Annotated in this window: 23 protein-coding genes and 1 pseudogene; 11 read left to right on the top strand and 13 right to left on the bottom strand. The window is 56.3% G+C overall.

The window, feature by feature from the left end; translation table 11 throughout:
• Positions 1–34: 34 nt before the first annotated feature.
• From AS026_RS36430 to AS026_RS36445, 4 genes are read left to right on the top strand one after another with little or no spacing between them, the layout of a single operon-like run.
• Entirely contained in the window at positions 35–1,531 is a 1,497-nt protein-coding gene (locus AS026_RS36430; protein ID WP_028748632.1) for an aldehyde dehydrogenase, read from the top strand.
• Positions 1,516–2,760 carry a M20 family metallo-hydrolase gene (locus AS026_RS36435; protein WP_082728512.1) on the top strand — a complete coding sequence of 415 codons (1,245 nt, stop codon included), beginning with the start codon at positions 1,516–1,518 and terminating at the stop codon, positions 2,758–2,760. The genes AS026_RS36430 and AS026_RS36435 overlap by 16 nt, the downstream gene beginning before the upstream one ends.
• An 18-nt stretch (positions 2,761–2,778) precedes the next feature.
• On the top strand, positions 2,779–3,360 hold the full coding sequence (locus AS026_RS36440; RefSeq protein WP_007539317.1) for a cupin domain-containing protein: 582 nt from the start codon (positions 2,779–2,781) through the stop codon (positions 3,358–3,360).
• A 59-nt stretch (positions 3,361–3,419) separates the two neighbouring features.
• Positions 3,420–4,676, top strand: coding sequence for a cysteine desulfurase-like protein (locus AS026_RS36445; protein ID WP_028748634.1), 1,257 nt, complete (start codon positions 3,420–3,422; stop codon positions 4,674–4,676).
• A gap of 682 nt (positions 4,677–5,358) precedes the next feature.
• Here AS026_RS36445 and AS026_RS36450 read toward each other — a convergent pair.
• Genes AS026_RS36450 through AS026_RS36470 form a run of 5 tightly spaced genes read right to left on the bottom strand, consistent with a single transcriptional unit; the run spans position 5,359 to position 9,426 of the window.
• Complete coding sequence (locus AS026_RS36450) at positions 5,359–6,513, bottom strand: amidohydrolase (protein WP_028748635.1); 1,155 nt, start codon at positions 6,511–6,513, stop codon at positions 5,359–5,361.
• A gap of 38 nt (positions 6,514–6,551) precedes the next feature.
• Positions 6,552–7,316, bottom strand: a complete 765-nt coding sequence (locus tag AS026_RS36455) for an amino acid ABC transporter ATP-binding protein (RefSeq protein WP_028748636.1) — start codon at positions 7,314–7,316, stop codon at positions 6,552–6,554.
• Entirely contained in the window at positions 7,313–7,969 is a 657-nt protein-coding gene (locus AS026_RS36460) for an amino acid ABC transporter permease (RefSeq protein WP_028748637.1), read from the bottom strand. Before AS026_RS36460 ends, AS026_RS36455 begins: the two co-directional genes overlap by 4 nt.
• Complete coding sequence (locus AS026_RS36465) at positions 7,966–8,622, bottom strand: amino acid ABC transporter permease (protein ID WP_028748638.1); 657 nt, start codon at positions 8,620–8,622, stop codon at positions 7,966–7,968. The genes AS026_RS36460 and AS026_RS36465 overlap by 4 nt, the downstream gene beginning before the upstream one ends.
• Positions 8,623–8,649: 27 nt before the next feature.
• On the bottom strand, positions 8,650–9,426 hold the full coding sequence (locus AS026_RS36470) for a transporter substrate-binding domain-containing protein (RefSeq protein ID WP_051321156.1): 777 nt from the start codon (positions 9,424–9,426) through the stop codon (positions 8,650–8,652).
• A gap of 260 nt (positions 9,427–9,686) precedes the next feature.
• Between AS026_RS36470 and AS026_RS36475 the strand changes: the two genes are divergently transcribed.
• The 3 genes and pseudogenes from AS026_RS36475 to AS026_RS36485 form a co-directional block, all read left to right on the top strand.
• Positions 9,687–10,103, top strand: coding sequence for an Lrp/AsnC family transcriptional regulator (locus AS026_RS36475; protein WP_028748640.1), 417 nt, complete (start codon positions 9,687–9,689; stop codon positions 10,101–10,103).
• Positions 10,104–10,598: 495 nt separating this feature from the next.
• On the top strand, positions 10,599–11,303 hold the full coding sequence (locus AS026_RS36480; protein ID WP_245307465.1) for a DUF3846 domain-containing protein: 705 nt from the start codon (positions 10,599–10,601) through the stop codon (positions 11,301–11,303).
• A 301-nt stretch (positions 11,304–11,604) separates the two neighbouring features.
• Positions 11,605–11,748 (top strand): annotated as a pseudogene (locus AS026_RS36485) (transposase); the annotation flags it as partial.
• Between the two features lie 340 nt (positions 11,749–12,088).
• On the opposite strand, the gene AS026_RS36490 reads toward AS026_RS36485, so the two are convergent.
• A complete protein-coding gene (locus AS026_RS36490) occupies positions 12,089–13,195 on the bottom strand; it encodes an aminotransferase class I/II-fold pyridoxal phosphate-dependent enzyme (RefSeq protein ID WP_028748641.1) in 1,107 nt (368 codons plus the stop codon).
• Between the two features lie 300 nt (positions 13,196–13,495).
• Between AS026_RS36490 and AS026_RS36495 the strand changes: the two genes are divergently transcribed.
• Positions 13,496–14,332 carry a helix-turn-helix transcriptional regulator gene (locus tag AS026_RS36495; protein ID WP_007539333.1) on the top strand — a complete coding sequence of 279 codons (837 nt, stop codon included), beginning with the start codon at positions 13,496–13,498 and terminating at the stop codon, positions 14,330–14,332.
• Positions 14,333–14,527: 195 nt separating this feature from the next.
• Here AS026_RS36495 and AS026_RS44085 read toward each other — a convergent pair whose 3' ends face one another.
• Complete coding sequence (locus AS026_RS44085) at positions 14,528–14,656, bottom strand: hypothetical protein (protein ID WP_268871451.1); 129 nt, start codon at positions 14,654–14,656, stop codon at positions 14,528–14,530.
• Positions 14,657–15,111: 455 nt separating this feature from the next.
• On the opposite strand from AS026_RS44085, the gene AS026_RS36505 reads away from it, so the two are divergent.
• Together AS026_RS36505 and AS026_RS36510 are read left to right on the top strand one after the other, a co-directional pair.
• Positions 15,112–15,702 (top strand): NodA family N-acyltransferase, encoded by a 591-nt coding sequence (locus tag AS026_RS36505; protein WP_028748643.1) that lies wholly within the window; start codon positions 15,112–15,114, stop codon positions 15,700–15,702.
• A 375-nt stretch (positions 15,703–16,077) separates the two neighbouring features.
• Entirely contained in the window at positions 16,078–17,094 is a 1,017-nt protein-coding gene (locus AS026_RS36510) for a helix-turn-helix transcriptional regulator (protein ID WP_028748644.1), read from the top strand.
• 276 nt (positions 17,095–17,370) lie between these two features.
• Here AS026_RS36510 and AS026_RS36515 read toward each other — a convergent pair whose 3' ends face one another.
• The 3 genes from AS026_RS36515 to AS026_RS36525 all read right to left on the bottom strand — a co-directional run bounded on the left by AS026_RS36515 (position 17,371) and on the right by AS026_RS36525 (position 20,550).
• Positions 17,371–18,579, bottom strand: a complete 1,209-nt coding sequence (locus AS026_RS36515; protein ID WP_235777153.1) for a sterol desaturase family protein — start codon at positions 18,577–18,579, stop codon at positions 17,371–17,373.
• A gap of 77 nt (positions 18,580–18,656) precedes the next feature.
• Positions 18,657–18,944 (bottom strand): sigma factor-like helix-turn-helix DNA-binding protein, encoded by a 288-nt coding sequence (locus AS026_RS44330; RefSeq protein ID WP_328285785.1) that lies wholly within the window; start codon positions 18,942–18,944, stop codon positions 18,657–18,659.
• Between the two features lie 628 nt (positions 18,945–19,572).
• Entirely contained in the window at positions 19,573–20,550 is a 978-nt protein-coding gene (locus AS026_RS36525) for a LysR family transcriptional regulator (RefSeq protein ID WP_028748646.1), read from the bottom strand.
• A 942-nt stretch (positions 20,551–21,492) separates the two neighbouring features.
• On the opposite strand from AS026_RS36525, the gene AS026_RS36530 reads away from it, so the two are divergent.
• Positions 21,493–22,602 carry a flavin monoamine oxidase family protein gene (locus AS026_RS36530; protein ID WP_062369808.1) on the top strand — a complete coding sequence of 370 codons (1,110 nt, stop codon included), beginning with the start codon at positions 21,493–21,495 and terminating at the stop codon, positions 22,600–22,602.
• Between the two features lie 467 nt (positions 22,603–23,069).
• Here AS026_RS36530 and AS026_RS36535 read toward each other — a convergent pair whose 3' ends face one another.
• From AS026_RS36535 to AS026_RS36545, 3 genes are all read right to left on the bottom strand, one after another.
• Positions 23,070–23,969, bottom strand: coding sequence for a LysR family transcriptional regulator (locus AS026_RS36535; protein ID WP_040679154.1), 900 nt, complete (start codon positions 23,967–23,969; stop codon positions 23,070–23,072).
• 203 nt (positions 23,970–24,172) lie between these two features.
• Positions 24,173–25,300, bottom strand: coding sequence for an acetylornithine deacetylase (gene argE, locus AS026_RS36540; RefSeq protein ID WP_028748649.1), 1,128 nt, complete (start codon positions 25,298–25,300; stop codon positions 24,173–24,175).
• Positions 25,301–25,322: 22 nt separating this feature from the next.
• Positions 25,323–25,562, bottom strand: a 240-nt coding sequence (locus AS026_RS36545) for an aldehyde dehydrogenase family protein (protein ID WP_131815341.1), incomplete at its 5' end; no start/stop codon positions are given.

The following is a 25,562-nucleotide window of genomic DNA, read 5'->3' on the forward strand; positions in this document are numbered from 1 at the left end:
AGCAATGGGCGAAAATGAAGGAGGACCTCAGCCCATGAGTGATGTCTCGCACTCCAAAGATTTTTGGCACGATGCGGCAAAATCCGTTCGAATCCCCACCCGCGCCTTCGTCGGCGGGAAGCATGTAGATCCGGCGGGCGGGAAGACCTTTGACGCCGTAAACCCCGCCACGGGGAAAATACTGGCAGCTATCGGCGCCTATGATGCCTCCGATGTCGATGCCGCGGTCCGGTCGGCGCGCAAGGCCTTCGACAAGGGTGACTGGTCGCGTTGCGATCCGGCCGAGCGCGGCCGTGTGCTGGTGCGCCTGGCGGACCTGATCATGCAGAACCGCGAAGAGCTGGCGCTCCTCGAAACCATGAATATGGGTAAGCTGATAACGGACTCGACCAAACTGGACGTGCCGAGCGCGGCCGCCGTGTTTCGCTGGTACGGGGAAGCTGTCGACAAGCTTGTGGACGAGGTGATACCGACCGACGAAAACCGACTGGCGATGGTGACCCGCGAGCCCGTTGGCGTCGTCGGCGCTGTCGTCCCTTGGAACTTTCCACTGAAAATGGCTGCATGGAAATGCGCGCCGTCACTGGCGGCGGGCAACAGCGTCATTCTAAAGCCCGCCGAACAATCGCCGCTGAGTGCTTTGCGACTGGCAGAACTTGCTGCGGACGCTGGTATTCCCCCGGGCGTGTTCAACGTCCTCCCAGGCCTGGGAGCGGATGCGGGACGGGCAATCGGACTTCATCCTGACGTCGACTGTGTTGCCTTTACGGGCTCCACCGAGGTCGGAAAGATGTTCCTTGGCTATTCCTCCCAATCGAACATGAAGCGGGTTTGGCTTGAATGCGGCGGAAAGAGCGCCAACATCGTCTTCCCGGCCGTGGCCGACATCGGAGCGGCTGCGTCCGCCGCGGCCCTTGGAATCTACTTCAATCAGGGCGAAGTATGTTCGGCGACCTCCAGGCTCTACGTTCACGCGTCAATCCATGACGAGTTTGTTGAAAGGCTGAAGGGCGAAGTTTCGAAATTTCAGCCCGGCGACCCGCTCGACCCCGCATCAGGAATGGGCGCGCTCGTCAGCGAGGAGCATCTCGAAAAAGTCAGTGGCTATATCGATCTCGGGAAAAAGAGCGCGACGCTGGTTGCAGGCGGCGACAGAGCGTTGACCGGCAGCGGAGGCTATTTCATCGAGCCGACAATCTTCACCAATGTGGAGCCTGGTTCGACGCTATCGCAGGACGAGATATTCGGCCCGGTTCTGGCCGTCACCCGGTTCGAAAGCGAAGACGAGGCGGTCGGGTATGCAAACGCCTCCATTTACGGCTTGGGCGCCTCGGTCTGGACAAACGACCTTTCGCAGGCGCACCGCGTTGCCCGGCGCCTTCATGCGGGGAGCGTCAGCGTCAACCTTGTCGACAACGTTGACGTCAGGACTCCGTTCGGCGGCGTGAAGCAATCGGGGACCGGGCGAGACCTATCGCTTCATGCCTTCGACAAATACACCGAGTTGAAAACGACGTGGATCGCCCTTTGACGCACAGCGCTGCCACTCTCACGAATTCGAGCCGGCTTTGGAGCTCGATCATGCGCATTGCGGAAATCGGCGCGATTGAAGGAAACGGCAGCTGCCGCCTCTCCCTGACCGACGAAGACAAAGAGGCGCGCGATCTCTTCCGCTTCTGGGTGACCGCGGCCGGATGCGAGGTGCGTGTCGACAACTTCGGCAACATTTATGCGATCCGCCCCGGCGCTCGCGATGATCTGCCCGCGGTGCTGATTGGAAGCCACCTTGACACCCAGCCCCATGGCGGTCGCTTCGACGGTGTGCTTGGGGTCATGGCAGGACTTGAAATCGTCCGGGCGCTGAACGACGCCGGGATTGAAACCGAGGCGCCAATCGCCATCGTCAATTGGACCAACGAGGAAGGCGTTCGCTTCAAACCTGGGCTAACGGGATCGTGCGGTTTCGTCGGCGCCTTGCCAGCTGGCGACGAGAGTTCGATCTCCAGTTCCGACGGCAGCCGATACTACGCCGAACTCGCACGCATCGGATATGCGGGGCAGGATCGCCCTCCGCAAATATCGACCTATTTCGAGATGCACATCGAACAAGGCCCCGTGCTGGAGAATGCCGGCGCAACGATCGGCATCGTGGAAGGTGTCCAGGGAGTCCGATGGTTTGAAATTGATTTTCTCGGCCAGGACGCTCATGCCGGGACGACCCCCATGAACAATCGCCGGGACAGCTTTCTCGCGGCGTCACGATACGCCTTGGGCTTTGTCGAACGAGCTATGGACATCGACCCTGATGTTCGGGTCACATTCGGCCGTGTCGAAGTCGAGCCGAATTCCACCAACACCATACCCGGTCGCACGCGGCTGGTGCTCGATCTGCGTCATATCGACGAACACGTTCTCGACAGGGTCGAGCGGCTCATGGCCGATCAGGGCGAGCCGCTCAAGAAGCTGGGTTTCGGGTTCTCCATCAACCGCATCATGAACGTTCGACCTGCTTCGTTTAATCGCGACCTTAAAGACGCGGTCGAGAAAGTGGCGTCTTCCCTGTCGATGCCATCGTTGCGCCTCCCCAGCGGTGCGATGCACGACGCCAGCAACCTCGCGGCCGTCGTGCCCTCCGCGATGATTTTCATCCCCTCGCGAAACGGCATCAGCCACAACCCACTTGAGTGGTCCGAGCCCATGCATGTAGGGGATGGGTGCGAAGTACTGTGCCGTGCGGTCTTAGAGGCCGCCAAGGCTTAGAGGGGAAAAGGCCGGACCATGCAAAACCAAGATCAGTCACTCAAGATCGGCGCGAAGCTCAGGCACGCCCGTCTGCTTATGGGCATCAGCCTAGCGGAGCTTGGCGAAAAGATCGGTGTGACGGAAGGCTATCTCTCAAAGCTCGAAAACGATCGCTCGCAAGCCTCGATGGCGACGCTTCACAAATTGGTTCAAGCCCTCGGTACGAACATGAGCGAGTTGTTCGCGACACCTGCGGAGGATCACGGGCCGGTGCTTGTCGTACGCCAGAACGAGAGGGCCCGGCTTGTTACAGGCCATCGACGCGCGGGAAACCAGGTTACCCTCGAAAAACTTGTCCCAAGCGGCCCGGGATATCTTCTGCAGATCAATATCCATGTCGTGGCGGCCGGAGGCGGGAGTTCGGAACCCATCAGCCATATGGGGCAGGAGTTCGGCTACGTCTTGGCTGGAACCCTGGAGCTGACAGTCGACGGTCATCCAGTCCTCCTCCATGAGGGAGATTCCTTCTATTTCGAGTCCCCGCTTCCCCATTCCTACCAGAACCTGGGCGACGGTGAAGCGAGGATTCTGTGGGTCAACACTCCGCCAACTTTCTGATCAGAGCCCGCCTTTGACGTCGTCACTGCGGGTCTATCAACCGCCAAGGAACCTAAAGAATGAACTATGACGTTGAATCGGTTAGACGGAATTTTCCCGGGCTCCAACGCAAGAAACACGATCGGCAGGCAGTTTTCCTTGATAATCCCGCGGGGACGCAGGTCGCCGCCTCGGTGATCGAACGCATGACCGATATGATGATCAATGCGAACGGAAACCTTGGGGGCTTTTTCGACACGTCGCTTGAAGCGGCCTCAAGGGTCGAGGCTGCACACCGGGCGGCGGAGGCCTTCGTCAATGCCTACGAAGAAGGCGAGGTCTTTTTCGGCCAAAGCGCCACCGCCCTCACCTTTGCCATGTCGCGCAGCATAGGCTCGCTGTTGAGCGCCGGCGACGAGATAATACTCTCGCGCATGGATCACGACGCGAACGTCGCTCCGTGGCTGATGCTTGCAGAGGACCTGAACTTGAGCGTCAAGTGGCTGGATTTCTCAACCGAAACCTATGAATTTGATCCGGACGACCTCGTCAAGCTGATCAGCGACAAAACCAGGCTGGTCGCAGTCGGATACGCAAGCAACATCACCGGCACAATAAACAACGTCCAAGCGCTTGCGCAGATCGCGCACCGTGCCGACGCACTTGTCTACGTGGATGCCGTGCAATACGCGCCTCATGGATTGATAGATGTCCAGCGGCTCGGCTGCGATTTCCTCGTGTGCTCCGCCTATAAGTTTTTCGGTCCGCACTATGCCCTTCTTTGGGGCCGCAGATCCGTCCTCGACCGGGTGAGACCCTATAAGGTACGCGCAGCGTCCGATACGTTGCCATGGCGATTTACCAACGGTACGACGAACCGGGAGCAGTTGGCTGGGGTCCATGCCGCTATTGACTACATAGCGGCGCTCGGCGACCAATTCGCAGGCACCACATCCGCGTCCGGTCTCCGCGCACGTCTGGACGGTGGCTATAAGGCCATGAAACATCATGACGATCTGTTGGCTCTCAAGCTGATCGACGGGCTTCGAGCGCACAACAGAGTTCGGGTGTTGGGGATCAGTGATGCCAGAAGCCTCGATCGCCGCGTATCGACTGTAACCTTTGTGGCGGAAGGGGTTCCATCGGCCGACATTGCTCGCCACTTGGCTTCGAAGGGTATTCATGTTTGGAGCGGCCACAATTATGGGCTGGAAGCAAATCTTCGGCTCGGCATCCTCGATTCGGGCGGCGGCGTGCGTATCGGCCCAGTGCACTACAATACTCTCGAAGAGATCGACCGCACTCTGACAGAGATCTCGGGAATCCTGTCCCGCTAGCTGTTTCGGATCCGCAAGGGAAAGTGCGAGCCGGGGGCAACGGTGATGAACTACCCGGCCATGTTCAAACGCGAACGGGGCCGGTCTTCCATGCCGCGGATTGCCCCACAGTCAAGAATTGGACGCCGGGTTACCATCACGCTGCGCTTCCAAAACGACAGGATCAGCAAATCGGCAAGGCCGCCAGTTGTCAGCGCAACCGCGCCGTGCCGTGAGCGCCGTCACCGGCTCCTCTCGGGGCGCGGGCTGCCAGACGATACGGCCCCGGTAACTCCGCGTCGAGGTGATCTGCGATGGGAGGTCGCTTCCTTGCATCCTGACAACGTTCGGCCGTTAGGAGAACGGAGCGTCGGGCGCTAACCGCATCTACCGCTGGAAACAAGCCGGGCCCTGGAAAAGTTGCCGAACTGCGGAGACACTCCCCCACCTGTTAGCGTTTGCGAAGCTCTCTGTTCTTTTATTCGCGCCATCGCCGACCGGCCGGACAAAGCGATTTCCTGTTCCGCTCGTCGCCCAAATAGCAGCTATCGGCTGTTTGGCGGCACTATCGCCCAACCGATCGTTCGGTCGTGAGATGAAGGGTATGTGTAGACGCAGTTGCGACAGCCGCCGCACATTGAACCGCTAGTTTATGATGGCGCTGGGTCAAGGCAAATTTGTCCCGGCCCAGCCCCAATTTCAATCAGCCAAGGATGTTGCGAACTGTTCGCATGAAAACTCCCGCCCCAATACCGATCAGGGGATCCGGATAGTCGAAGTCTGGGTTGTGAAGACCAGGGTGATTAACTCCGGCGCCAAGAAAGAACATCGCCGATGGCGCAACGCGTCCGAACACTCCGAAGTCCTCTCCGGCTCGCATGGGCAATATTCCATTGCCATCATCGAAGCTCACGCCTTCATCCGTCATGGCTTTTCTCAGTTCGGCAACAGCCTGGGGCGCATTGCTGCTTTGGGGGAATACGTCTTGGTATTCTATGCTTACAGTTAGGCCGGCCGCTTCAGCTTCAAGGTGAACGAGCCTTTCAGCAGCTGTGACCAGCTCCGCCATCGCGTCATCAGAAAGGGCTCGGAGTGTCGCCCAAACCTCGGCATATCCAGGGCTGATTCCGAAGGCGCGTTCGCCCAATCTGGCATAGGTAATTGTCACCTGCAGGAAATGCTCATCTACGGTCATGCCGCGGCCCAAGGCCGTGAGCCCCTCAAGCAGCCTTGCAACAGCGAATGTCGGTGCTGTTCCCTCCTCTGGCGAAGACGCATGGGCGGTCTTTCCGGTCAATGCGATCTTCAATCCTCGGGACGCGCAGTTGATGGGACCCTCCCTCAATGCGCTATGCCCAAGAGGAAGTCCTGGGAAATTGTGAAGCGAGAAGACCAGGTCTGGTCTGATCGCAGCAAACTTCGCGTCCGCGACGACCGCCGCCGCGCCGACGCCATTCTCCTCCGATGGTTGGAACATCAGGACCACTCTTCCGCGCGAAGGGCGCCTTTCGCCAAGTCCCTTGGCGAGCGCAATGAGAGTGGCCGTGTGTCCATCGTGGCCACAAAGATGGCCCTTGCCGGGAACCTCGGATCGGTAGGGAAGGTCGGAGATTTCGTCTATCGGCAATGCGTCGAGCTCGGAGCGGAACATCAGGCTTGGCCCATCTTCCCTGCCTGAAAAGATCGCCGCAACACCATGCCCGCCGATCCCGGTTAAAACCTCGTCCGCGCCAACGGCGCGAAGCGCATCGATGACTGCGCTTGCCGTCTCGACTTCTTCGCCAGAAATCTCCGGGCGGCGATGGAGGCTATGTCTGAACGTTGTAATTTCGTCAAGCTGCTCGCTCGTTAGAAACAAGTCTGAACTCCTTCGAAACGTTGATGAGCGCCAATTTTTTACGACGCCAAATGCTTGCGCAGAAAGCTCTTCGTGCGCCCCTCGCTAGGATTGACAAAGATTTCGTCCGGAGGTCCTTGTTCGACGACGACGCCGGCGTCCATAAACATGACGTGGTCGGAAACCTCAGCTGCAAATCGCATCTCGTGCGTCACAATGAGCATCGTCATGTGTTCGCTGGCGAGCTGCTTCATGACAAGGTTGACCTCGTCGACCAGTTCCGGATCGAGCGCCGAGGTGGCCTCGTCGAAAAGCATCACCTTCGGCTGCATTGCAAGAGCCCGCGCGATGGCGACACGTTGCTTCTGACCGCCAGACAGACGGGCTGGAAACACGTTTCCCTTGTCCGACAGGCCGACTTTCGCGAGTAGCGTTTTTCCGAGGTCCTCAGCTTCTCTCTTGGACAGTCCCTTCAGCCGAATGGGACCAATCGTGATGTTCTGCAGCGCTGTTAAATGCGGGAATAGATTGAACTGCTGAAACACCATGCCCATCTGCTGTCGGATCTGGTTTATATGCTTTTCGAAAGCGCACCCCTTGAGCGGCCGGTTCACCTGCTGGCCGTCGAGCCAAATCTCGCCGCCTGATATTGCCTCCAGCATATTGATCGAGCGTAGCAGGGTGCTCTTGCCGGAGCCGCTCGGACCGATGATCGAGACAATTTTTCCCCGCTCAACGCTGAGATCAATCCCCTTCAACACTTCGAGGCTACCGTAGGACTTACGGATCTGTTGCAACTTGATCATTGTTGAATCTGCTTTCATCGGATTTCCTCCGCTCTTCTGGCTGCGCCGGCGAGCAACCACTCCATCACCAGGTTGACGACGTAGTAGCAAACGGCAGCGGTGAAATAGAATTCGAAGGGTCGATAGGTTTCGCTGATTGCCCGCTGGGACTCCAGGACCAGCTCGGTGATACCAATCACCGAGAGGACTGCCGTATCCTTGAGGAGAATGATGCAGTTATTCCCGACGCTCGGGAACGCTATCAATAGGGCCTGCGGAACGATGAAATGTCTGAGCGTCGCCCAGCGGCCGAAGCCGAGCGTTCTTGCTGCTTCCGTCTGACCTGGATCGACAGCCTGCAAGGACGAGCGAACAATGTCCGCATTATAGGCTGCGTAGTGCACTCCCAGTCCCGCGACGCCCGTCCAGAAGGCCGGGAGCATTATGCCGATTTGCGACAGCCCGTAGTACAGAAGGTAAAGCTGTAGCAACAACGGGGTCGCCATAAACAGAAATATGATCGCTCTCATGGGGACGATGAGCGCCGCCGCTCCGTATTGCGCGGTGAGCGCAATGCCCGTGCCCAGAACGATGCTGAGCGTTCCCGCAAGGGCCGTCACCAAAACGGTCCATCCCAGCCCCTGGAGGATCACCGGCCAGTAAGGAAGTATCACACCGAAATCGAGGGTCATGGAGCGGTCGCTCCTCCGTAAGACGCCTCAGCGAAGCGCGCTATTGCAAGGATCACAGCGATAATGATGATGTAGGCCGCGCCAGCCACTCCGAAGACTTCGAACGGCTTGTAAGTCGAAGTGACGAAGCGCTGGGCTGAATATGTCAGCTCGACGACCCCGATTGTTGAGACTAGCGCAGTGCCTTTTGTCAGAATGACCGTGTTAACTCCAAGCGACCTCAACACAAGGGGCCGCGCTTGAGGAAGCACGAATAGACGCATTGTGTCGAAGCGACCAAAGCCCAAGGTCCTTGCCGCCTCCGTCTGGCCTTTGTCCACCGACAGGATCGCACCACGCATCCCTTCGGACATGTAGGCTCCGATATTGAAACCGAGCGTGAGGATGCCGGCGACGAAAGGCGTCAGCTCCATTCCGAATTGGGAGGTTCCAAAGAAAACAAGGAATAGCTGGACCAACAGAGGCGTGCCGCGCATGACGCTAACGTAGGCAGTAGCGATTGCGCGGATTCCAAAATGCGTGGAGAATCGCGCGGCTACCAGCAGTGCAGAAACTGCCACCCCGATCATGAAGCTCGCGACGGCGAGCTTGATGGTCATCAAGCCAGCTTCCGCCACGAACGGCAATATCTTCAATATGAGATTAATATCCATGGCGGAAGCTTTCGTCCGGGAGGACAATTAGTTTCGAATGTCCATTCCGATCCACTTCTTCGCGATGGCTTCGTACGTGCCATCTGCCATCATATCGTCGAGCGCCTTCTGCATCGCGGCCGCGAGTTCAGGGTTTTCCTTTCGGATAGCAATGCCGATATCGTACTTCGGCAAACTGCTGTCCTTGATCTGCTCGATGGCAGCGCCGCTTTTGTGGATGGCCACGATAACGGGCACGTCGTCGGATACAATGGCATCAACTCGGCCGGAATTGAGCTCAAGCATCAGCTCCGGCAGTCCTTTATAGGTTCGGACATCGAACTTCTTTTGGTCACGCGCCCATTTCTCGGACACCTCGCCGAGCGTCGCGCCAACGGTCTTGCCATCGAGGTCGCTCAATTTGGTCGAGGACGAACCCTTTTTTACGAACACTCCAATGCCTGATCGGTAATAGGGGCCGACGAAGTCGACTGCCTTCTTGCGCTCCTCGTTGATCGTCATCGAACCGATGATCGTGTCATAACGCTTGGTAAGGAGGCCAGCGATGATGCCGTCCCATTGCGTTGTGATAATTTCGGGCTCGACCTTCAGCCGCCGGGCGATTTCAGATGCGATGTCGACGTCGAAGCCAACGACCTTGTTGTTGTCGTCGACGAAGCTGAACGGCGGGAAGACGCCAGACATGGCGACCGACAATTTGCCCGCCGACTGAATTTTCTCCAAATCGTCCGCACGAGCGACATTCACAAGACACATGCTGGCGGCCACGGCAACTGCAGCCGCAATACGCTTGAATGATCCCATTTTCTTCTCCTCCGGTGGGGTTTCGCAACCAAAAATCTTCGATGAACGCAAAGAGTCGCAGCCCGACGGGGCTGAAGAGGAAGGTGCCACTGGATTGTCGCGATTGACGCTGCGTCGCCAGACTAGACGTCAGCGTGCTCCCCGTTTTTGTTGTGCCCAAATTATGCTGAAGACGCTGCACGAAAAAGAACGCAAAGTGTTTATTTTTAAGCTAAACTGACGATTTCGATACACACGGTCACCAAAAGGTACACTTCTTGATGGACAGTCTCGATCACCGTATGATCGCCGAGCTCCGCATCAACGGCCGCGCCTCTATTCCTCAGCTGGCGCAAATATTAGGGGTCTCGAGGGTAACGGCGCAGAGGCGTCTCGATCGCTTGATCGAAAACGGGGACATCAGGGGGTTTACGGTCCGTCTGCGGGACGAAGTTCGCGATGATCAGCTTCGAGCTGTTATGCTGATTGAATTTGCCGACTCCCCAGTCAAGGGGGTCATAGCGGCGATCAAGCGTATTCCAGGAATTGCTGCTGCCTATAATACGAATGGGACCTGGGACGTGATCGCGGAAGTCGAGGTCTCCACCATGAGCGAACTCAACGCGCTTGTGACAGCGGTCCGTTCGCGCGAGGGGATCGCAAAAAGCGAGACCTTCATCATACTTGGCCCCGCGTAGATGAAGCATCGGCGACTTCCAGTAACTTCGCCAAACTATGCAGTGTCGCGATATCGACGTGCGACGTGCGGAACTTGCAGGCTGCGCCAAAAACCACTCACGGAGCGGTCGAACATCCATGCTGGGACTTCAAGAAGTCGATCAGAAGAAGACCCAGAAAGGTTGCAGCGGAAAATATGCGTCCCTTTGGACAACGCCTCATGGACGTGAACAAACCGCCCGGACCAGGGATGCCACGGATACAAAAGCTCGCGAACGGCGGTCCCGTGGGTGTTCTGTCGTCGTGTTGTACAACCATTTCCAGGCGCACTCATCGCTCGGATACAAGACCCCACCAACACCCACCCCCATTAAGCACAGCTGTGGAGGTCTGTTTGATTCTTATAAGGCTGTGTGGTGGAGACTCCGCGTGCGATTAAATTCTCGCGCTCCACCAGTCACTGAAGCTGGTTGGCCGCCTCGGCAAGCGACTTCGTGTATTGGACTTGCAGCCATGTGAAACATAAATGGGTCCAATCCAAACAATCGATTTTACCGACCCGCAAGATCCGCATAGCGTCTTCCGGCAGTGCCCCGACCGGCCGGCAGATGATCGCCGTCTCAAAGCAAGCTCGCGGATGGCATACGAGCCTCTCCATCATTGCCAGGCAACCTCGGCAGCGGGCCTTTTTCAAGAATTTGAGGGTAAAGAATATGGAAAATTTCGTGTATTTGTTGGATTCCGACACCGCTACCTTTCGTGCTGCTGAGCTTTGTGATCGAAACAGCATTGCAGCGATCTCCGACTTAATTGGAAGCGATCTGATTCAGATGATCCGCTTCGACGACATGCACTCGCTATTTGTTGACGAAGAAGGTTTACGGGCTGGGCTTACCTCATTTACAATCTTTGACGGCTACCCGACGCCTCTTGCCGGGAAGATAGCGCTCTTGGGAGGCGACGGTAGCCAACCCTATTGTTCCCCAACGATAACAATGACTGAAGCGGCGCGACGTTTTCAATGTTGCCGGCCGGTGTTTGATCCAGTTTTTGTTCCAGCGGACCAAATGGGGCAGAAGGGCCTCGTAGTTGCAGGAGCAGTGGAAACCCTCCACGCGCGTATCGATCGCCGCACCCCGCTGCTCGTACGAGACGGCGCAACGATGAAATTCGAGATCCGGGAAACAAACCGGATCGCACTGTTCACGAGCGTGCGATAGCAGCGCGAGAAAACGAGGAGTTGAAGTGTCACACTCGCTGCGTACCGGTGCCATAGGGTCGGACGTGAGTGCAGCGGCTAGAGCTTTTCCACAGAGTGACGTAGCGCAGGGAAGATGCAGCGTGTCCGGCGGTCGACCACCCTTGGCGTTCCACGCGGCTGAGTTTGAAAGTCACCCAATCGGCGGCCAAATCGTAAGCGGATTGGCACGTCTTTCTGCCGCACTCAAACGTGGAAGAAACTGACCTGCCACTGTATTTCCCTACAATATGGATTAGAGTTCGGCCCATTGAGGCGGATTTATGAAGAAGCAGCGATTTACGGAAGAGCAGATCATAGCGGTGTTGAAGGAGCAGGAGGCCGAAGCGAAAGCGGCAGATCTTTGCCGTAGGCAGCGGATTTCCGAGACGACCTTTTACAACTGGAACGCCAAATACGGCGGCCTGTCGCCGTTTAACGTACTTTGAAATCAATCCCGCTCAAGAGGGCAACGGGTCGCGTTATTCAGTCGTTTAAACCGCTCCAGCCTCTTTCTCAGCTGCGCGTTTTGCAGCCTTAGTGGCCAGCTGAATCCTGAGCACCATGATCTCTTCATTGAGGTTCATTTTCGTCTGCAGTGTGAGTTACTTGGCAGACCTTGGGAGCGTTCGAAATCGCGGCCGCTTCCTTGCCGCGACTTCGTCGCTTGCAGATTGGTGCCTCGAGACATCGAGTGATCTCCGCAGCATCATGTGCAACGGTGACGTCGAAACCTGCACCGCCGCCGGATACAGCTGCATACCTGCCTTATCTGTAAGCGTCAAGCGCGGCGGAGATCGCCTTCAGACCACCACGAAGTTCTTCTTCCGTCGGCCACCCGAAACCAACGCGGAAGTAGTTGCCCGGCATTTGAAACCAATGGCCAGGCCCGACATAGGTGCCGTGCTCGTCGAGGAGCGATCTGTAGAAGGCGCCGGCGTCAAAGTCCGCGGAAACCTTCAGGCGCGGGAAGCCCACGACACCACCTGACGGCCTGACCCATTCGACGAGAGGCTCGCCATTAATCCATTCTTGAACGATGTCGCGGCGCCTGCGCATTTCCGGCAGCACCTTCGCGAGGAACTGCTCGCTTTTCTTGAGGAGCTCGAGAGCGACAGTTTCGTCCAGGATCGAACCGCAAATCGCGATCTGTTCCTTCGCAGAAAGGAAGCGTTCGTAGAGCACCTCGTCCTGCGTGATCAGCCACCCAACGCGGATACCCGGGATGCCGTATGCCTTCGAAAGCGAGGCTACGCTAATCGCCTTTTTGCTCAGCGAGGCAGCTGTCGGAAGCTTCGCTTCATAGCTCAGATCTCGGTAGGTCTCATCAACGAGTAGATAGCAGCCGTGATCCTCGGCGATCTGAATCAAACGGTCGAGCTCGGCGCGCGACATCGTGGTGCCACTCGGATTATGTGGGCAAGTGACGCTGATGAAGCGCGTGTTGGGTCTTAGCGAGTTTGCGACCTTATCGATGTCGACAGAAAAGCCTCTGTCGAAATCGAGATCGATATATGTGATTTCGCAACCGATCGCTTTCGGCGTTTCGATGTTCGTAGCATAGTTCGGCCGCACGACGACGAGATGGTCGTTCTGCGAAAGGAGCGTAGTAGAGATAATAAACAGAGCCCCCGCAGCACCAGGAGCCATGAGGACGTGCTCCGCAGATAGGCCGTCGTCCTTCTCGACAACCAGCTTACGCAGCTCCGGATCGCCACGATGCTCGCCATAGAGAAGCTTGACGTCCGGAATAACGACGCCGATGTCAGACAGTCTCTGATCTGTAATAGAGCTTTCAGAAAGATTGTACTTAATCAGGTCGTAGCCGTATTCTTCCGGCGATTCCTTTTCAATGACCATACGGGCGTATTTCATGAGGCTACCTCCTGTTCGAACATGTCTGCTGATGCAGACGCCTGAGGTCAGCTACCGTGAACGTGCCTTTTTCCGCTATCCTCCCAGAGGACTACAGCGTCGATCACTTGCGAGCGTTCCCAACCGCGGCCGATCTGAAACGGGCGGACTTTCATCGCCCTTGCTGCTCGAGATTCTTCGATAGAAAAATACGAACCGCTACGCTAAAACACACCAACAGCGCCGCGCTCGGCGCGCAAACCGAAAAAACCAGCAGTTGACCGCGTCCTGGTCGGGCTGGCTGGCTTCTTGGGCGGGCGAATGCTGCATACAGCAGAGTACAAGCAGATCGGCGAAATGATTGCGTCATGTCGGGAAACTGATTTTTGTGCGCGTCTTGCCGAGTGGATCCGAACGGATGCAGCTGTCGACACGCTTACGATGGTCGTGTACCGCGGCTCTGAACCGCCAATACATCTTTACGATGACTTCAGAAATGAGACGGCCCGCGCTGGGATGATGACCTATCTGACCAGCACCTACGTCCTGAACGCCTTTTTCCAAAGGCATCAGACGGGGCTCCACTCTGGCGTCTACCGCATTCGTGACCTGGCCCCCGATGCATATCTCCAAAGCGAGCTCTACAAGGGATATGAAGTGGTCCTGTCTGAGCGTGAAGAGATTGGCTATGTCACTGAAGGCTGGCCACAGGGCCTCGAAGAGATCGATATTGCAGTCTCGTTAGGAAATTTGGTTACAGCTGAAATAGGCCTCTATCGCGCTACCGACCGAGGCGGCTTTGCGGATGAGGCGATCCGACTCTTCCAAGCAAGAATGCCGGTGATCGAGGCTGCATTCCACGCCTATTGGAGCTATTCGGAATCCCGACCTGCATCTGAAGAAGAGGCGCCTAGACCGAACGCAAGGATTGGGTTCGAAACCTTTGGTGCCTGTCTAACGTCGCGTGAACGGGAGGTCGTGACAATGATCCTGCGCGGTCACTCCTCGGAATCGATTTCCTACAATCTCGGAATTTCAATCACCACCGTGAAGACCCATCGCAAACGCGCATACGAAAAACTGAATATTTCGACCCAAGCCGAGTTGCTTTCCCTCTTCTTGGAGCACGTTCAGTCGAACTATAACGCTCCGCATTGAGCTGAACAGCCTACACGAAGACTACACTGTTAATTGTCGCTTCGATCTGAGCCGCATTTCCGCTTGCGCTGATCCGCGCTTCTGGACAGGCGGTCCGGTGTTTAGCCAATTTGTTTCATATCTTAGACTTCGTCGGGCTGTTTCACCACAATGACGGCATACGTGCACTATCTCCCCGCCGGGCGGTATTTCGTTCTACGAGACGACGTTGCGAATGAAGCGAACGATCTTCTTCTCAACGTTGCAGTAGGAATAGTGCTGAGCCGTGCTGTAGGTGACAAACTCGCCCGCGGCATAGTCCCGCGCCTCGCCTGGTTGGATCAAACGCAGCGCTCCTTCGACGACAAAAAGTATTTCGTGCCATCCTTCAGGGTCCGGCTCTGCCATGCGGCCAATGGCCGAAAATGGAAATACGATCGATGTTTGCGGCTGACGTTCGAGCAGGGCTTTGCGAGGAATTCAAAAGATCCGCAAGATATTGGTTCCCATTTATCTGCTGGAGCCACCTGAAACCGAGCATTATGAGCGCTGTTCATCGATTCATGCAGTAATGCCATTTCTGATTTGATTGGCCTTATGATATCGCGCTTCGGTCACCGAATATCCCCCTTGAGAGCCACATTGAGAACCAATGTCATCACTCGGATCTGGGAAATTTCAAGAGACTGGGCGGCCGATACGCCGCGTTCCGATTGCTGCTTGCGGCAAACTCGAGCGATAAACTTTGACGAAGGTTCGATATCTCCGAACTCCGGTCAACAGCAAATAAGAGGTCTTGTATGCGCGCCGACGTGCAGTGGAAATTGCGCTGGGAAAGCGAGTTGGAACTCGCCGAACATGTCGAACTCGCCGAGTTTTTTCGAAAGACCTATGGACCAACCGGGGCCTTTAATGCAAAGCCGTTCGAGGGCAGCCAAAGCTGGGCCGGAGCAAGACCTGAGCTTCGTGCAATCACCTATGACGCTAATGGGGTCGCGGCTCACATGGGATTGCTGCGCCGCTTCATAAAGGTTGGCACAACCGATCAGTTGGTGGCTGAGCTCGGACTATATGGTGTGCGTCCGGATCTTGAGGGTTTGGGGATAGGACATTCGATCCAAGCCATGCTTCCGGTGTTGCGCGAACTGGCTGTTCCGTTTGCTTTCGGCACGGTGCGGCCCGCATTGCAAAAACACATTGAGAGGTTCGGGCGAAACTGTCCGGTGACTGTTGTGTCGGAGATTAGCGTACGATCCACGCTGCCACACGCGCGTACTGACTTGCCGCCCACGCGGGTCGAGGACCCACTTGTCATTATTCTGCCTGTTGGACGGCCAATCTCCGATTGGCCAGCCGGTACGACAATCGACCGGAACGGACCGGAGCTGTGAGGCACCTCGACTGCTTACCCGAAGCGCCGAATGCCCGTTGGCAAACTTACGCAGTCCCACGCACATTGAAATTCTGGCGATCGGGATTTGGTCACCCGTCTGTCGAAGAAACCTGCGGTTCAAAGGACTTTGATCTAAATCTCCCGGTCGTGTTCGATGCTTTGATGACCGAGCCAAACTCACTGCGGCCCGCAGATCAATCTCAGTTAGCCGGCGAAGAGGGCGGTTTACTGTCGCGGAAAGTCGAATGTTGCCGCACGTTGAAGGGAATCGAGGATGCGTAATCACAACTCGGAATGCACGAGCACACAGCTAGATCACCGGCTTGGTCATTGAACCAGCATGACCGAGCAGCAGGATTGAGCCTGGAGATGCATGATGGAAAATAGCGCTGAGAATACCGTTTTTCGATATCGTGGCTCGACGTTCGATAGCATGATCGAATCCCTCGGAGCGGTTTTCGGCACATTCGACGCCGATCTCGTCGGTCGTACTCGGGACTTCTATTGGGCGCTCGATCTTGCGGGGTGTGAAAACGCAACATTGATTACCGGTCACCATCAGACCGGGTTTCAGTTCCGCGCTCAGTGGTGTTCTGAAGCTACAGAGCATCTATCGATCGTGGTGCCTCGCAGAGGCGGCATGGGTGTCACGTACGGTTCGCGCATGGCTGAGGCCCGGGAAGAGAAATTGCTTCTTTACAGGAATTTCGAACTAGATAGCATTTCTATACAAGGGCAATCCAATTTAATAGATGAGCTGGTGCTTAATTGGTCTTTGATCCAACGGACCATTGGCGAAACTTTCGATATCCCGTTTAGCGGCTCGCTCGACCTGTTGCCCGAAGTCGACCTTTCAACGCCAGTTGGCCGGACAATCGGCAATCTCACGGAAGCGATTATCGACGGAATACGTGATAATGGTCCCCTTTGTCAGAGTCCCATAGCCACGGCTCATATTACGCAGGCGCTAGCCGATGTCGTAATACGGATGGTGCCTCATCGGTTATCGCATCTGCTGGATAAGAAGCCACACATGATTGCTCCCGGCCACGTCCGCCGTGGGATCGAGTTCATGTGTGCCAATGTTAACCAGCCGATTACAATGCCAATGGTGGCAGATGCAGCGGGTGTTTCCACCAGGGCACTCGAAGCAGGTTTTCGTGCTTTCAAGAATACAACGCCGGCAGCTTATCTACAGATGCTTCGGCTCCGGGCAGCGCGCGAGGACCTGCTCGATCCAGAAAACCGCATGCTCATGAAGGAAATCTGCCTGAAATGGGGGTTCTTTCAATTCGGAAGATTCGCCGCAGTTTATAGGGCGCACTATGGAGAAAATCCCTCCGAAACAAGGAGACGGGTCTGCGGATCAAATTCTCGTAGGTCCTTCTGACAAGCGAATTGACGAAGGCGCTGGCGCGATTAACGGCAGAACCGGTCTGTGCAAGCCGGATGATGGCATCACATTGATAAGTCTCTGGGCGGATGATTGCCTCTAGCTTCCCCTCCTCAGCATCCGTCCGGTTCAGCCGCTTAATGTGATCGGCCAATTTGTCCTGCGGCCTGACCTGTTGCGCCTGACAGTAGTGCGGCAGACCGGACTCGGATCAGAGTTGCTGCGCGACCCCCAACGATAGAAACGGCAACTTAACAAGCAGCGCTTTGCGCTCTAAATTGCAGAACTCCTGTCCGAATGAATGGGACCATCTCTCTCTACCGCGTTCAATCCTCCAGTTTTAATTCCCTGTGTACCACTTCCGGCTTTAGCTTTGCGCCAGCGGCGTTGATCAAACGGGAACATAATGAAGTCGCGTACGGTGAGCGGTTCGGGCTGATTTCGCATGCCAACTTCCGGCCACTCATTCGTTTTCGGCCAGTATGCAGTACGGAAAATCGTGTCCCAAACGGTTGTAAAGAAGCCATAGTTTTTATGCCGGTGGTGGAATTCCGTGGAGTGATGAATACGATGGAATTTATTATCGCCGATGAGGTACCGAAGTGGCCCCAAATTAAAGCGTGTGCTAGAGTGGGAAAGATGGGCCTGAAAGGTAATCAGCGCCATGGCAGCAACGGGCACGACGCCTGATTCGAAGTGAATTAGCGCGAGTGGGAGTGCTACAAACGCCGCGTAAACAAATGGCTCGGAAATATGGTGGTTGCAATTCCACGCCGTCAGTTCGCGGATTGAATGATGGGTCGCGTGCAGGCGCCACAGAAATGGAACGGCGTGCTGAGCACGGTGCATCCAGTAGTAAAAGAAGTCACCAGCAATCGCGACTAGAACGCCCGAAAGGACGGCGAAGCCAGTATTGGCGATCGGGTTATTAGAGTGAAGCAACGCACCAAAATTGATCGTTACGAGCGGCTTAACCCCCAACCATTTCAAACCCAAAGCGTAGAAGTGCCAAATTAAAGTGCCGCATCCGATACGGATAATCCAATTCCGCGCACCGCGAATGTACGAGGCAAAGCTGTATCGGTAAGCCGGAAAGATCACCTCGAGCACAACGCATGCGGTAGCGAAAATCGCAACCAATTTAAACGCTTTGACGAAGAGCTGGGCCATTTCCCCAACATCGAGAACGTGCATTTTGATTGCTCCGAAGAATTGGCGAACAACAAAATGCACTATGCGGAATTTACCTAGATTGCAAAATCGATTGTTTGGATGATGAGTATCCATCTCCCAAATGATTCTCTCCACTCCATTGACAGGAATGACCCGTTCTTCGGACGGCTCTCTCGCAAATGTGCTGATTGAGATCGCCCAGTGTTCTCGCGTCAGATCCTCACGGCCTGCATGGATCACTTGGACTGCCGCAGGGCCAAGCTGCAAGGGTAATTGCTTTGGTTTATTCGACGTTTGGATGTATCTCATGACATCAATTAATTACCCAATGGTCCGATGAAGGGTAAATAGGTTTCGCTGAGACGCTCAATCACAAGGGGTATCTGCTACGGTTCGGACCAATTGGTCTCGACCCGCCTTCTCGTGCCCTGTTTGATGCCATTCCGAGCGAAGAGTTTGCTCTCGAGCGCATCGTCAGCAAGGTCCCCAGGCAACGGCCAGTTTAACCCAACCGCCGCTGCGCGCTGCAGATTATACTGCACCGTGCTTCGCGCAATTCCCAACAGGACGGCAATCTCACGCGAGCTGGTTCCGCTTGCTGCAAGTCGCAGCATTTGTCGCAAATGTCTCATGGTCAGCCTTGTCTTTGCCGGCAACAAAATCCCCTCGTTCATCGCGAGGTATTTGATGCCAAAGTTGCTGACCAGGGAGTGATCTTCAGTGCCGAAAACTGGCCGGTCTTTGATCGGAACGGTGGCCGGCTTCAAATCGGAATGGCGGCCGGTCTTTGATCGGAATGCCGGCCGGCTTCACGTCGCAATCTGGAGGGTTATGTGAGGTCGCATATACAATGCGGAAAATGCTCGATATGAAACGCAGTCTTGCGTTCGAATGGCTGGGGAAATCAAGCCGGTTCTTTCGGAGATGGATTAGTTCGATTCTGGATATGATATCCCGCTCTGCCACCCCGCATCCTGGAATTCGCTGTCCGGCTTGATCTTTCCAGGCCGCGGCATCCGGAACCTGCCGGGTCTATCGAAGAAATGGTTTCCTTGGTTGCCGATCGCCTCCATATACTCTGGCGTGTCCTTGCGGATTAAACGGGATCAGATGATTACAGATCACGCGAACTCACCGGAATGTCAGAGCACTGCGATCTCGACAGATGTCCCATTCATGATCGTGGTGGCCGCAAGGCTGGGCGGGGAGCGGACAAGCGCACCCGCGGCATTGGGGCTGCTCCACCGGCAACGGTGCCATACCAACATTTTTGCAGTTCAGTCGCCCGACGAAGTTTTCAGATCAGAGATGAGCTGGACAACATTCGTGCTGGTCCTGGTTGATGAGGGGCTCGGCAGCTACAAGCGGTGATGTCATACGGGCCGCTTCCTGGAATAGCATGTCGCGCATCCAGACGCTTGCCGGATCACTATTGTGAAGCGCATGCCATTGCACGGCCTCGGTGAAGGGAAGATGTTGTGGCAGCGGAAGGTCGACAATTCGAAGGGGTATTGTTTTTGCTAAATGCTGCGCCAGCCGTAAGGGCATGGTTCCTATACGGTCAGTGTTGGACAGCACGGGCGCAATCATGCTGAAGCCGTGTACCACGACGTCGATGCGTCTCTTGCGACCGTGCTCGCGCAAATACCATTCCTCGAGGCCTGGCCTCCGAAAACTTCCGAACTTAGCGACAACGTGCCCCATCGACATGTATCTCTCGAATGTAAGTGGCTCTGCCAGCTGCTTGTTCGAGCGACAGCCTACGCACACGTGTAAATCGTCGAAAAGCCTCGCATGAGGATGGGCATTCGACATGAATATTTCCGGCAATATGAGAAGATCGACGTCGCCGCGCTGGAGAAGATCTTCATTGTGGTCGGCGGGAGGGAAAAATTCGAAGCTGACGCCGGGAGCTTGCCGCGCCACACGCTCCACAACTTTTTCAAAAAATACAAGAGTGACGTAATCGGAAAGCGCGATTTTGAAGCGACGATCCGATTGGGCCGGATCAAACGGCTGCCAGGAAATAATAGAGAGCTGAACTTGCAGCAGAGCCTCGCGCACCGCAGGTGCAATACCTTCCGCCCGCGCCGTCGGGATAAATTCGCGGCCCGTCATCGTAAACAGCTCATCTTGGAAATAGGCGCGCAACCGGGCGACAGCCGCGCTCATGGCCGGCTGACTGAGATTGATGCTGTGCGCCGCCGCCGTGAGCTTACGCTCAGTCATCAAAGCGTCGAACACGACTAGGAGATTTAGATCAAGTCCCTTAAACCGCATGTCTCTCTATCTATCCATAGCGTGGATCTATGCTCCCCAAACCCAACAGCATTCTTCATTAGTAATACAAATTGACATTTTCACAGCGCAGAGACCAAGTATGGAGATTTTCATTCGCGAAATGCACATTGAATGCGAATTTGAACATGGCACTGTCGGCTTGCGCTCGCGCGGGGGTCGGACAACGCGAGCGACCCATCCACCATGCGTCGCGCCGATTCAGCATATACCCGGAGTTCGTTAGCGGCGCGCAGTCCGCGTATGGTGATTTCGGAACGGTTTGCAACCAGGATCTTGGAATTCGTCACGTTCAGGTCACTGGAAGTGCTTTGACCCAAAGCAGGTACGAACCAGATAGCGCTTGCCGAAGAAACCGGCATACACGTTGATGACATCTCGAACTGGCATGGTAAGGGGAATGGTGATTTTTATAGGATTTGCGATGCTGCTGCTGCCGTGGTTGCGATTGCAGCGATATTCTTTAGGCAGTGTTCAGCGCAACTCGACGACGGACGGGAACACGTGTCGGTCGAGCAGTGGCCGCCAAGGTCAACGATCGTGGTTGAAAATCAACGAAACCTCGAATTTCTGGTACTGGCCGACAGGCTGAGGTTCCAAGGCGAAAAGCTTGAACGGCACTGCTGGGACGCCTGCCCACCGGCAGGCCACTCGAGGCCACGACGGCCGCAGACGTTTTGCGGATGACTGAGATGGTGGTGCGAGGTCACAAACACGAGGTGCATGAGCCTCCGTGTTATGAACAGAATTTATCGATCCATGAAGCAAGGAAATTTTTGATCCGACATTCCTCGTGCTATGTGCGCGGGATCACAAATTTGTCCCACCAGCCCGCCGACCGTCATCCCCGCTTGAAGACCGTCACGGGCGCGCCCGCTTCTGACAGGCCAACGCTGTCGGGAGCCAGCTTCCCGGAGAGAGATAATGAGGAACACCAAGGTAGCTATTATCGGCGGAGGCTTTGCAGGACTGCACACCGCGCGACTGCTGCATGCGGCCGAGATCGAATTCCTGCTCATCGAGGCAAGAGCCACCCTCGGCGGCCGGATCGAGACCGTGAACGAGACAGGCCAGCCGGACGCAGACGGCTTCGACCTTGGACCGTCCTGGATCTGGCCTCGAATGCAGCCTGCGATCGCCGCGCTCGTTGCCGAACTCGATCTGCTCACGTTTGCGCAAAACAGCGATGGCGACGTTGTCTTCGAGCGGATGTCGCGGGAATCGGCAAAGCGCTATCCCGGACTGAATCAGGAGCCCGAAGCACTGAGGTTCATCGGAGGATCCGCTTCATTGGTTCGTGCGCTGGCGCAAGGCTTGCCTGAGGCGGCGCTGTGGTGCGGTGCGCAAGTCACCGCGATGCGTCTCAACGAAACCGGTGTCGAGCTGTCTTTGAGATTTGCCGACGGACGTATAGAGCTGATTCAGGCGTCACAGGTGATTGCGGCGCTTCCGCCGCGTATTCTGGAGGCGACCGTCCAGTTCGAGCCGGCCCAGGAGAAAGGCACGATCGAACTGTGGAGGCAAACGCCGACCTGGATGGCGCCACACGCCAAATTTTTCGCTATCTACGATCGTCCCTTCTGGCGCGAGGCAGGATTCTCCGGGACGGCGCAAAGCATGGTTGGACCTTTGACGGAGATCCATGATGCGACCACGTACTCGGGCAAGGCAGCCCTGTTCGGCTTCGTCGGGATGGGAGCCGAACAACGTGCAGCAATCGGCGCGGTCGCGCTGAAGGAGGCCTCGATCCGCCAGTTCACGCGCATCTTCGGGCCGCAAGCTGCCCATCCACGAGCGACCCTCTACAAGGACTGGGCTGCCGACCCGCTGACTGCGACATCCGCCGACTGGTTTTCCGCCGGCCACCCGAATGGCCCTGGAGGGGGCTGGATCGCTAGCCCGTGGAAAGAGCGGCTGGTCCTAGCCGGGAGCGAGACGAGCCGAGGTGAGGCCGGCTACCTTGCCGGCGCCGTACAAGCATCTTCCCAAGCTGCCCGAGACGTCATCTCGAAACTCGTTGTCGAGCAAAGCTGAAGGATAGAGGTGGTTCGGTTTGCCTGAACAGTTCCAGGCTTTCCGCGACACAACCGCCGGGTCACAACATCAGAAGACCACCACACGAAACCTCTGGGTTCGGACTGCGGCACAGTCGCTAAGCTCGACAGAGCGATCGCCCGGGTTATGGTCGGTGGCTTGGTTGCTGCTGTGATCGCCCGCAGTTGGTCATCTGGACCCTCGAAGCAGTTCCAGGTCACCATTTTGGGGGCAGCTTCCTCAGTCAGGCCGCACTTGCGATGCTTGCTATTCCGATCCCGTTTGCTTCCCTACGTCGGAGGCGAGACATCACAATGCGATGCCGCACGGAAGGAAAGACGCGAGACATGGCCGCCTACATGCACAAGCTCGAATAACCTCTTGCAAATATCGTGGCTCTGAACATCTCCTCGACGGTGATTGACGAGAGGGAATCAAGGCGGCGCTGGGAAATTCGCTTTCCGCGATCACGGCGAAGGCGAGCGCCCCCTCTCGCGGGCAAGCGCTAGAAAACCGTCGATGTATGATATGGTCTCCTCACCGCGCCGTACACCCAGATTGATGTTTTTCCGTATACCGGTATCGCCCACGCGTAGTGCGCGTATCGGCATTCCAACGGCGTCTTCCTGCAGCAGCCAATCCGGTAGGACCGTAACACCCCTTTTCGCACAGACGAGTTGCAGCATCAGGTCGATGGTTTCGGCCGTGCGGTGCTGACGCGGTCGGCAATGGGCGGGAACAAGGAATTTGGTGTATATGTCCAGCCGCTCCAATGTGACCGGAACCGTGATCAGTTCCTCGTCGAGAAGATCCTGTGGCTGCACGCATTTCCGGTTGGCAAGAGGATGGGTCGCATGCACCATCAGCACCAACTCATATTCGAAAACCGGCGTAAAGAGCAGGTCCGGCGCGTCCACGGGATCCGGTGTGATCAGAAGATCGATTTCGTACGCAAGGAGTGCCTCGACACCGTCGAACCGGAAAGCCGTACGCACGTCGAAATCGACATCGGGCCACTTGTCGAGATAAGACGTCGCAATCTTGGTCAGCCACCGCTGGCAGGGATGACATTCCATGCCAACACGAAGGGCTCCTCTCCTTCCCATAGCAAAATCGGTCAGGACCCGCTCGGCATGTTCCATTTGGGGCAGGACGCGTTCGGCCACAGAAAGCAGATACTCACCTGTCTGCGTCAACCGCAGCCCGCGGCCTGATTTCATCCATATCTTGATGCGGTGCCGTTCCTCGAACTTTGCGATCGTATGGCTCAAGGCGGATTGAGTGACGTTCAGCTTTTCGGCGGCCGCGGTAACGCTGCCTCGACGGCTGACTTCTCTCAGAATTGCAAGATGCTGACGATCAAGCATTATGATGCCATTTATGAACCGAAGGATCAATGACATTTCTGATCATAATGCATTGCTGCTAACCTCGTCGTCAACCAAGCTCTGCCCAAGCCTCGCGATGGACGAAGGGATACTCCAGTGATCTTTTTCGATGCGGTCGTTCGTGGCTTCCATGGCTACGATCAATCCTTCTTTTGAAAATGTGTGAGTACGTCGCTCGCTGATCACGCAGCCAGGTCGGAAGCGACCCGGTCGAGCACAGAGCAGCACTCATTGAGCTCCGACAGGCGAATGTATTCATCGACCTTGTGCGCTCGGTCGACGTTACCGGGACCGCAGATGATTGAGGGAATACCGGTTTTCGCAAAAAGCCCGGCTTCGGTCCCGTAGCTCACCGCGCGGATGGGGTTCCGGCCAGTTGCCCTCGTCATCAATGTGGCCAAATCGGAATCTTCCGGGAGTTCCATTCCTGGATATTCGGACAAGCGATCAGCTTTGACTTTGAGTCCAACCTTTTCAAGCTCGGGAAAGGCCTTGAAAATCGGTTCAAGCAGTGAGTAGGGCTCCGCGCCGGGAATGGCTCTAACCTCGACATCAAAGCTTGCGAACTGCGGTATGACGTTAAGTGACAGACCTCCTTCGATCACACCGACCTGAAGGGTCGAGTATGACGGCAAAAAGAGTTCATTCTGCTGCCCGTGCTTCAGCAGATCCGACTGAGCCACCGCCTTGGCCAATAAGGTGGACAGTCCGTGAATGGCATTGAGCCCGCGATCGGGTCTCGACGAATGACCGGCTGTTCCTTCGACTGTGAATTTGACGGCGGCCTTCCCCTTGTGCGCAAGAATCGGGATCATCTGGCTTGGCTCTCCGACAATGCAGCTCGCCGGCAAGGCGCAGATCGACGGAATTGCCTCGATCATATGGGGAACGCCTCGACATCCTGCCTCTTCGTCGTAGGAAAATGCAAAGTGAAGGGGGCGACGGAGTTTTTCCGCATTGACTCCAGCTGCGACGGCCATGGCAGCGGCAAGAAACCCTTTCATATCGCTGGTGCCGCGGCCGTAAAGGCGATCGCCCCCTTGTCGAAGCGCGAACGCCGGCGATGTCCAAGGCTGACCCTCTATGGGCACGACATCCGTATGACCCGAGAGAATGATGCCGGCTCGATCACGCGGTCCCATGCTCACGAACAGATTTGAACGATTTCCTTCCGGACCGGGCAGCTCGCTCACATGCGCGCCGAGCGCAGCGAAATAGTCCCTGATGTAAGAGACGATCGGCGCGTTCGCCGAGCCCACGACGGATGGAAAACCTATCAACTTTTCAAGAATTTCACGAGCGTTTGCCATAATGCGTACCTCCGGCGCCAATTCAGATTTCGATCAAAACGCTCTTTAGCCGACGGTTGGATTTGTAGGCTTCCTTGCCAAGGTCCTTGCCGATACCGGATGCCTTGTAACCACCGGTCGGGAGGATGTGGTCGCGCGAGCGCCCGTAACGATTGACCCAAACTGTCCCTGCCTCAACGCGTTTGACCGCCCGCATTGCCTGCGACAGATCCTTCGAGAACACGCCGGCGGCAAGACCGTAGGTTGGATGATCACTCAATTC

It is taken from the genome of Rhizobium altiplani (assembly GCF_001542405.1).
In the GTDB taxonomy this organism is placed as follows: domain Bacteria; phylum Pseudomonadota; class Alphaproteobacteria; order Rhizobiales; family Rhizobiaceae; genus Rhizobium; species Rhizobium altiplani.

What these genes read in the sequence shown, in the direction of transcription:
- AS026_RS36505 (WP_028748643.1), top strand. Translation starts at nt 15,112, where the DNA reads ATGCGCGCCGACGTGCAGTGGAAATTGCGCTGGGAAAGCGAGTTGGAA.
- AS026_RS36515 (WP_235777153.1), bottom strand. Translation starts at nt 18,579, where the DNA reads ATGAGATACATCCAAACGTCGAATAAACCAAAGCAATTACCCTTGCAG.
- AS026_RS36440 (WP_007539317.1), top strand. Translation starts at nt 2,779, where the DNA reads ATGCAAAACCAAGATCAGTCACTCAAGATCGGCGCGAAGCTCAGGCAC.
- AS026_RS44330 (WP_328285785.1), bottom strand. Translation starts at nt 18,944, where the DNA reads ATGAACGAGGGGATTTTGTTGCCGGCAAAGACAAGGCTGACCATGAGA.
- AS026_RS36510 (WP_028748644.1), top strand. Translation starts at nt 16,078, where the DNA reads ATGATGGAAAATAGCGCTGAGAATACCGTTTTTCGATATCGTGGCTCG.
- AS026_RS36470 (WP_051321156.1), bottom strand. Translation starts at nt 9,426, where the DNA reads ATGGGATCATTCAAGCGTATTGCGGCTGCAGTTGCCGTGGCCGCCAGC.
- AS026_RS36460 (WP_028748637.1), bottom strand. Translation starts at nt 7,969, where the DNA reads ATGACCCTCGATTTCGGTGTGATACTTCCTTACTGGCCGGTGATCCTC.
- AS026_RS36495 (WP_007539333.1), top strand. Translation starts at nt 13,496, where the DNA reads ATGCTGCATACAGCAGAGTACAAGCAGATCGGCGAAATGATTGCGTCA.
- AS026_RS36525 (WP_028748646.1), bottom strand. Translation starts at nt 20,550, where the DNA reads ATGCGGTTTAAGGGACTTGATCTAAATCTCCTAGTCGTGTTCGACGCT.
- AS026_RS36430 (WP_028748632.1), top strand. Translation starts at nt 35, where the DNA reads ATGAGTGATGTCTCGCACTCCAAAGATTTTTGGCACGATGCGGCAAAA.
- argE (WP_028748649.1), bottom strand. Translation starts at nt 25,300, where the DNA reads ATGGCAAACGCTCGTGAAATTCTTGAAAAGTTGATAGGTTTTCCATCC.
- AS026_RS36535 (WP_040679154.1), bottom strand. Translation starts at nt 23,969, where the DNA reads ATGCTTGATCGTCAGCATCTTGCAATTCTGAGAGAAGTCAGCCGTCGA.
- AS026_RS36445 (WP_028748634.1), top strand. Translation starts at nt 3,420, where the DNA reads ATGAACTATGACGTTGAATCGGTTAGACGGAATTTTCCCGGGCTCCAA.
- AS026_RS36465 (WP_028748638.1), bottom strand. Translation starts at nt 8,622, where the DNA reads ATGGATATTAATCTCATATTGAAGATATTGCCGTTCGTGGCGGAAGCT.
- AS026_RS36530 (WP_062369808.1), top strand. Translation starts at nt 21,493, where the DNA reads ATGAGGAACACCAAGGTAGCTATTATCGGCGGAGGCTTTGCAGGACTG.
- AS026_RS36455 (WP_028748636.1), bottom strand. Translation starts at nt 7,316, where the DNA reads ATGAAAGCAGATTCAACAATGATCAAGTTGCAACAGATCCGTAAGTCC.
- AS026_RS36490 (WP_028748641.1), bottom strand. Translation starts at nt 13,195, where the DNA reads ATGAAATACGCCCGTATGGTCATTGAAAAGGAATCGCCGGAAGAATAC.
- AS026_RS36475 (WP_028748640.1), top strand. Translation starts at nt 9,687, where the DNA reads ATGGACAGTCTCGATCACCGTATGATCGCCGAGCTCCGCATCAACGGC.